Annotated in this window: 6 protein-coding genes; 5 read left to right on the plus strand and 1 reads right to left on the minus strand. The window is 41.6% G+C overall.

The annotated features are described in order from the left end of the window. Window positions 1-77 precede the first annotated feature (77 nt). Window positions 78-647: a 5'-nucleosidase gene (locus CL42_RS15280; protein WP_171076810.1), complete on the minus strand. Its 570-nt coding sequence runs from the start codon at window positions 645-647 to the stop codon at window positions 78-80. Between the two features lie 189 nt (window positions 648-836). Between CL42_RS15280 and ribF the strand changes: the two genes are divergently transcribed. The 5 genes from ribF to CL42_RS15305 form a co-directional block, all read left to right on the plus strand. Then, the gene (ribF, locus tag CL42_RS15285) at window positions 837-1,838 is read left to right on the plus strand and encodes a riboflavin biosynthesis protein RibF (protein ID WP_035270549.1); all 1,002 of its coding nucleotides are present in this window, start codon (window positions 837-839) and stop codon (window positions 1,836-1,838) included. A gap of 61 nt (window positions 1,839-1,899) precedes the next feature. Further along, window positions 1,900-4,746, plus strand: coding sequence for an isoleucine--tRNA ligase (gene ileS, locus CL42_RS15290; RefSeq protein WP_035270553.1), 2,847 nt, complete (start codon window positions 1,900-1,902; stop codon window positions 4,744-4,746). After that, window positions 4,739-5,281, plus strand: coding sequence for a signal peptidase II (gene lspA, locus CL42_RS15295; protein WP_035270556.1), 543 nt, complete (start codon window positions 4,739-4,741; stop codon window positions 5,279-5,281). The genes ileS and lspA overlap by 8 nt, the downstream gene beginning before the upstream one ends. Then, on the plus strand, window positions 5,274-5,756 hold the full coding sequence (locus CL42_RS15300) for an FKBP-type peptidyl-prolyl cis-trans isomerase (protein WP_035270560.1): 483 nt from the start codon (window positions 5,274-5,276) through the stop codon (window positions 5,754-5,756). Before lspA ends, CL42_RS15300 begins: the two co-directional genes overlap by 8 nt. 120 nt (window positions 5,757-5,876) lie before the next feature. Beyond that, on the plus strand, window positions 5,877-6,146 hold a 270-nt coding region (locus CL42_RS15305; RefSeq protein WP_035270563.1), incomplete at its 3' end, for an NADPH-dependent FMN reductase.

Raw genomic sequence — 6,146 nt, forward strand, 5'->3', positions numbered from 1 at the left:
ATACTTTTTGAAACACCACCCGAGATTGATCTCTGGCATACGACCATAGTTTCTATGGTCGCCAAAATCTTCAAAATCTAGTGTTCCATACTCTGATATAAAGCCAATAATTTTTGAGCGCCCAACAACAAGTTCTCCTCCCAATCTAAATGTGCGGTGTCGTTTGCCCCATCTGTAATGTATTTCACGGAAATCAAACGAACGCCAAGTTTCTTACATACTTTGGCGAGCGCATATCCTTCCATATCAACCAGCTGACATGGCACCTTAGGTTCACCAGTTTCAAAGCTATCGCCAGTCCCACAAATGCCCTTGGGAAGATGTTGAAAATACGGCTCTAGGTTAATCGCTGCGGGAAATTCCTGATCCATCGGTGTAACACCAACTTCAAAGCCAAGCGGTGAAACATCCATATCTCGCTGTACAAATGTTGTTACTTCAACCAAGGAATGCGCATCAAAATGCGAACTTCCTGCTGTTCCTAAATTCAGCAAAGTTGTGCATCCCGTTTTTTGAATCACTTCAAAAGCTTTAAATGCTGCATTGACCTTACCAATACCACTGTAATGTACTGCAATATTTTCAGCTTCGAATAATCCTTTAGATTCGCTTGCTAAGGCCATAATTAGGGCTAGATCAGACATCACTTACTCATTAAATTTCGAATGGAATACATTAGACAAAAATATATCCCGAAATAAAAGTTTCTTTGATCTAATGACTCAAGCGTCTTGATCTAGAATAAGAAAAGTATTGAATAAAAACACAACAACAAGACGAAACTGTGAGAATATGGCAATATATAGCCCAAATTAATTTTAGTCACCATTTCGCCCATGAAGCTACTCCGTCTGAATGCTTTAGCGCCCAACTTTCAATTGCCCAAAACTGCCGTCACCATTGGCAATTTTGATGGTGTTCATTTGGGTCATCAGGCGATGGTTCAGCAATTAAAAGACATAGCACAACAACAAGATTTAAAAACTGTGGTGATGATTTTTGAGCCACAGCCTTTAGAATATTTTAAAAGTTACGATGCACCACCACGAATTAGTTCATTACGTGAAAAAGTGGAACATTTGGCTGCACTTGGTATCGACTATATTGTTGTTGCCAAATTTGATGACACTTTCCGTAATTTAAGTGCGGAAGAGTTTGCTGATATTCTAAAATACAAACTGAATACCCAAAGTCTGGTACTCGGTGAAGACCATCATTTTGGGAAAAACCGTCAAGGTAATAGCCAATTCTTGCGCGATTATGGTTTTCAAGTCACCGATTTAGATAACGTTGAACTGAATGGCGAGCGTATTAGCTCCACCTTAATTCGCCAAACTTTGGCTACAGGGGACCTTAAAAAAGCTGCGGAGCTACTTGGTCGTCCGTATAGCATTACGGGTCGTGTTCAATATGGTGATCAAATCGGTCGCACCATTAACTTTCCAACTATCAATGTTCGTCTAAACCGCCATAAGCCCTGTTTGCATGGCATCTATGGTGTTGAAGTGATTTGTGAAACAGAATCGTTAAAAGACAAAGTTCGCAATGAAAATGCCGGATATCCAGGTATCGCTGGTTATAAGGCTACAGCCCTTTTCGGTGCAGGACATGTCGGCACCCGACCAGCCATCGAACAGGAACATCCAGAGTGGCGATTAGAAGTACATTTCCCTGATGTTTCTGCTAATCTGTATGGCCTGTTAATGCGGGTAACATTTTTGAACTTTGTTCATGGCGAAAAGAATTATCCTTCGCTAGAAGCACTCAAAGCTGGGATCGATGATGATGTTGAGCAACTGCTTGAGTTTCGCCGAAACAACCCCAACTTTCCTTATTAATACTCCTTAATTTTTGTAAAACGCGTCAGCTTTAGACTGATTAAATTGGAAGACAACTTGCATGAGCGATAAGCAAACTCCTGAAAATGCAGTGGACTATAAAGCCACGCTAAACCTCCCAGGTACTGACTTTGCGATGAAAGCAAATCTCGCAGTACGTGAAGCGAAATGGTTAGAAGAGTGGTATGCCGACAACATTTATCAGCAGATTCGTGCGTCGCGTATTGGCAAGAAAAAATATGTGCTTCATGACGGCCCTCCATATGCGAATGGTCAAATTCACTTAGGTCATGCGGTTAACAAAGTCTTAAAAGACATCATCATTAAAAGCCGAGTGATGGATGGTTTTGATGCACCATACGTACCGGGTTGGGACTGTCATGGTCTTCCAATTGAACTTAAAGTTGAAGAAAAAGTCGGTAAAGTCGGCGTAAAAGTAGATGCTTCTACATTCCGTAAAGCCTGCCGTGAATATGCTTACACACAAGTTGAACTGCAAAAGAAAGACTTCGTGCGTATGGGCGTGTTTGGTGATTGGGACAATCCGTACTTAACGATGAACTTCAAACAAGAAGCCGACATCGTGCGTTCATTGGGTGCTATTGCCAAAGCAGGTCATATCGAGCCGGGTCTTAAACCCGTCAACTGGTGTTTAGACTGTGGTTCATCATTGGCTGAAGCTGAAGTTGAATATGAAGATAAAAAATCTGATGCCATCGACGTGGGTTTCAGCGTTGTTGATCTTGCTGATTTATCTGCACGCTTAGGTGTAGACATTGCCGATCGTACTGACATCGTGATCTGGACGACGACGCCTTGGACCATGCCTGCTAACCAAGCCGTTGCATTACACGCTGAGCTTGAGTATCAACTTGTGAAAGCAACGGGTGAAGACAAAGCACCTCAAAACTTCATTCTTGCGAAATCATTGGTTGAATCAGCTACTCAGCGTTATGGTTTTACCGCATTTGAAGTCATTGCAGAATTCACTGGTGCAAAACTTGAAAACCTTGTGCTGCAACACCCACTGATCGCTGAACGCCAAGTGCCTGTAATCTTAGGTGAGCACGTGACTGACGGTAGCGGTACAGGTGCTGTACATACTGCACCAGGTCATGGTGTAGACGACTATAAAGTTGGCTTACAGTACAACTTAAAAGTTGAAAACCCAGTCGGTGGTAATGGTGTGTATCTACCAACTTCGCCACTCTTTGCAGGCGAGCACATCTACAAAGCCAATCCAAAAATTATTGAAGCATTGACTGAAGCAGGCAAACTTTGGGCACATGTTGTGATTAAACATAGCTACCCACATTGCTGGCGCCATAAAACACCGATTATCTTCCGTGCAACACCACAATGGTTCATCAGCATGGATGCCAAAGGTCTACGCCAAGGTGCATTGAACGCGATTGAAAATGATATTGAGTTCGTACCAGATTGGGGTAAAAACCGTATTCAAGCGATGATCGAAGGTCGCCCAGATTGGTGTATCTCTCGCCAACGTACTTGGGGTGTGCCAATTCCATTCTTCGTTCATAAAGATACTAACGAGTTACACCCTCGTACACCTGAATTGATTGAAGAAGTTGCGAAGTTAATCGAGCAAGAAGGTATTGATGGTTGGTATAACCGTGATGCACGCGAATTCATCGGTGATGATGCAGATTGCTATAATGCTGTTCGAGATACTTTAGACGTATGGTTCGATTCAGGTACAACACACTTTGCAGTCCTTCGTGAACGTGAAGAGCTACAAGACCCTGCTGATTTGTACCTTGAAGGTTCAGACCAACACCGTGGTTGGTTCCAATCTTCATTGTTGACTTCAATGGCAATCAACGAACGCGCACCGTATAAAGGCTTGTTGACACACGGCTTCGTGGTCGATGAGAAAGGCCGTAAGATGTCGAAATCGATCGGTAACGTCATCACACCGCAAGACATCATTAAAGATATGGGTGCTGATGGCCTTCGTTTCTGGATTGCATCTGCAGACTACCGTTATGAAATGACCGCAGGTAAAGAAATCTTTAACCGTGCCTCAGACGGTTACCGTCGTATTCGTAACACATTGCGTTTCTTGTTAGCAAACTTAAATGGTTTCCAACCTGCGACTGATTGCTTAGCGATTGATGATTTGATTGCACTTGATCAATACATCTTGCAACGTGCTTCAGAAGTGCAAGAAACCATTAAGAAAGCTTACGAAGATATGAACTTCCATATCGTGACAAGTGCGCTAACGAATTTCTGTATCAACGATTTAGGTGGTTTCTACCTAGACATTATCAAAGACCGTCAGTACACCACCAAAGCAGATTCTCAAGCACGCCGTTCTGCACAAACTGCGTTGTACCATTTGGTTCAAGCATTTGTACGTTGGATGGCACCTATTTTAACGTTCACCGCACAAGAAGCTTGGCCATTGATTCCCGGTCAAACTGAGAAATATGTCTTCACTGCTGAATGGTATGATATTCCGACTGCATCAAGTGCCAATGTCGTATCAGAAACTGAATGGCAAACATTGATCAATGTGAAATCGGCAGTGAATAAGTTTATCGAGGCAGCACGTGGTGCGAAAACTGTGGGTTCAAACTTGTCTGCTAAGGTTGAGCTTTGGGCGAATGATGAACTTAAAGCCGTTCTAGACAAGTTAGGCGATGAACTTCGTTTCGTTCTCATTACTTCACAAGTGATGGTCAATAGTTTCGATGCAGCACAAGGTGAAGTATCTGACTTAGAAGGCTTGAATGTGAAAGTTTCTGCTGCTGACGGCGAAAAATGCGTTCGTTGCTGGCATGTTCTGCCTGATGTGAATACACATCCATCACATCCAGGACTATGTGGTCGTTGTATTATTAACCTCCCTACAGGTCAAGGCGAAGAGAGAAAATATGCCTAATCCACAAAATAATAAAAAAGGTTTATTCCAATTCTATCCCCACAATTTGTGGTGGATAGGATTGTCTATTGTTGCCATTATTTTGGATCAATGGACTAAATGGATAGCAAGTACACATCTGACTTATGCAGACCCTGTACCTGTTTTACCTTTTTTAAATTGGACATTACTACATAACTACGGCGCTGCCTTTAGTTTCTTGTCCGATGCCGGTGGATGGCAACGTTATTTCTTTACATCACTTGCAGGAATTGTCTCGGTTATTTTTGTGTTTTGGATTATGCGTATGCCAAAAAACATGAAAGTATTGCCTTTAGCCATCGCACTCATCTTAGGTGGGGCGATTGGTAATCTTATTGATCGAGTAAGTTTAGGCTATGTTGTAGATTTTATTCATGTCTACTATAACAATAGCCACTTCCCTGCTTTTAACCTTGCAGATAGTGCCATTACTTTAGGTACCATCTTAATGCTGATCGATACTTTTTTCTTAGAGAAACATCGTATTCAACGTGCGGAAGCGCAAAATGACTGATTTTATTAATCCAAATGAAGATACTCGCATTGAAGCGGGTTCAAAAGTACATTTACACTTTTCAGTAGCCATTGAAAATGGTGTTGAAATTGATAATACACGTAGTCGCGAAGAACCTGTAAGCCTTGTGATAGGTGATGGCAGCTTATTGCCTGGTTTTGAAAAAGCTTTATTTGGCTTACGTGCGGGGGACCGTCGTACAGTAAGTTTACCTGCTGAAGATGCTTTTGGCCCTTGGAACCAAGAGAACGTGCAAAAATTTGATACTGTTAAATTTGAGCAACGTCCTGCTGAAGGTCAAATGATTGAGTTTGAAGATAAAGCAAAGCAGTCATTATATGGTGTGGTTAAATCGGTTGGTGATGATATCACTGAGGTCGACTTTAACCATCCGCTTGCTGGTAAAGATATTACTTTTGAAGTTGAAATTTTCAAAGTAACACCAGCAGGTCAGCAAGGCATCAAAATTATGTAATGCCTGATTCGTACATAAAAAAGCGCCTTATGGCGCTTTTTTTTAGATACATTTTCGATCTACCTTTTTTAAAAAAAACATTTTAAAGTCAGTGTGATAACAGTTAGAAGGATAAATTTGGTGAATATTCAAATTATTGTGGGAAGTGTTCGAGAAGGTCGTACAGCCATTAAAGTTGCAAATTGGGTTCAAAACACGATTTCATCATATAACTACAGCACGATTCAGACAGAAATTGTGGACTTAAAAGAATGGGATTTACCGTTTTTCGCTGGAGCAAATCCACCACTAACGGGTATATATGATCAACCTAAGCAACAAGAATGGGCTGCTCAAATCGCGAAAGGTGATGCATTTATATTTATTAGTCCTGAATATAATCATGGATAC

Origin of the sequence: Acinetobacter sp. Ver3 (assembly GCF_000632455.1) — a bacterium.
Classification (GTDB): Bacteria; Pseudomonadota; Gammaproteobacteria; order Pseudomonadales; family Moraxellaceae; genus Acinetobacter.

What these genes read in the sequence shown, in the direction of transcription:
- CL42_RS15300 (WP_035270560.1), top strand. Translation starts at nt 5,274, where the DNA reads ATGACTGATTTTATTAATCCAAATGAAGATACTCGCATTGAAGCGGGT.
- ribF (WP_035270549.1), top strand. Translation starts at nt 837, where the DNA reads ATGAAGCTACTCCGTCTGAATGCTTTAGCGCCCAACTTTCAATTGCCC.
- ileS (WP_035270553.1), top strand. Translation starts at nt 1,900, where the DNA reads ATGAGCGATAAGCAAACTCCTGAAAATGCAGTGGACTATAAAGCCACG.
- lspA (WP_035270556.1), top strand. Translation starts at nt 4,739, where the DNA reads ATGCCTAATCCACAAAATAATAAAAAAGGTTTATTCCAATTCTATCCC.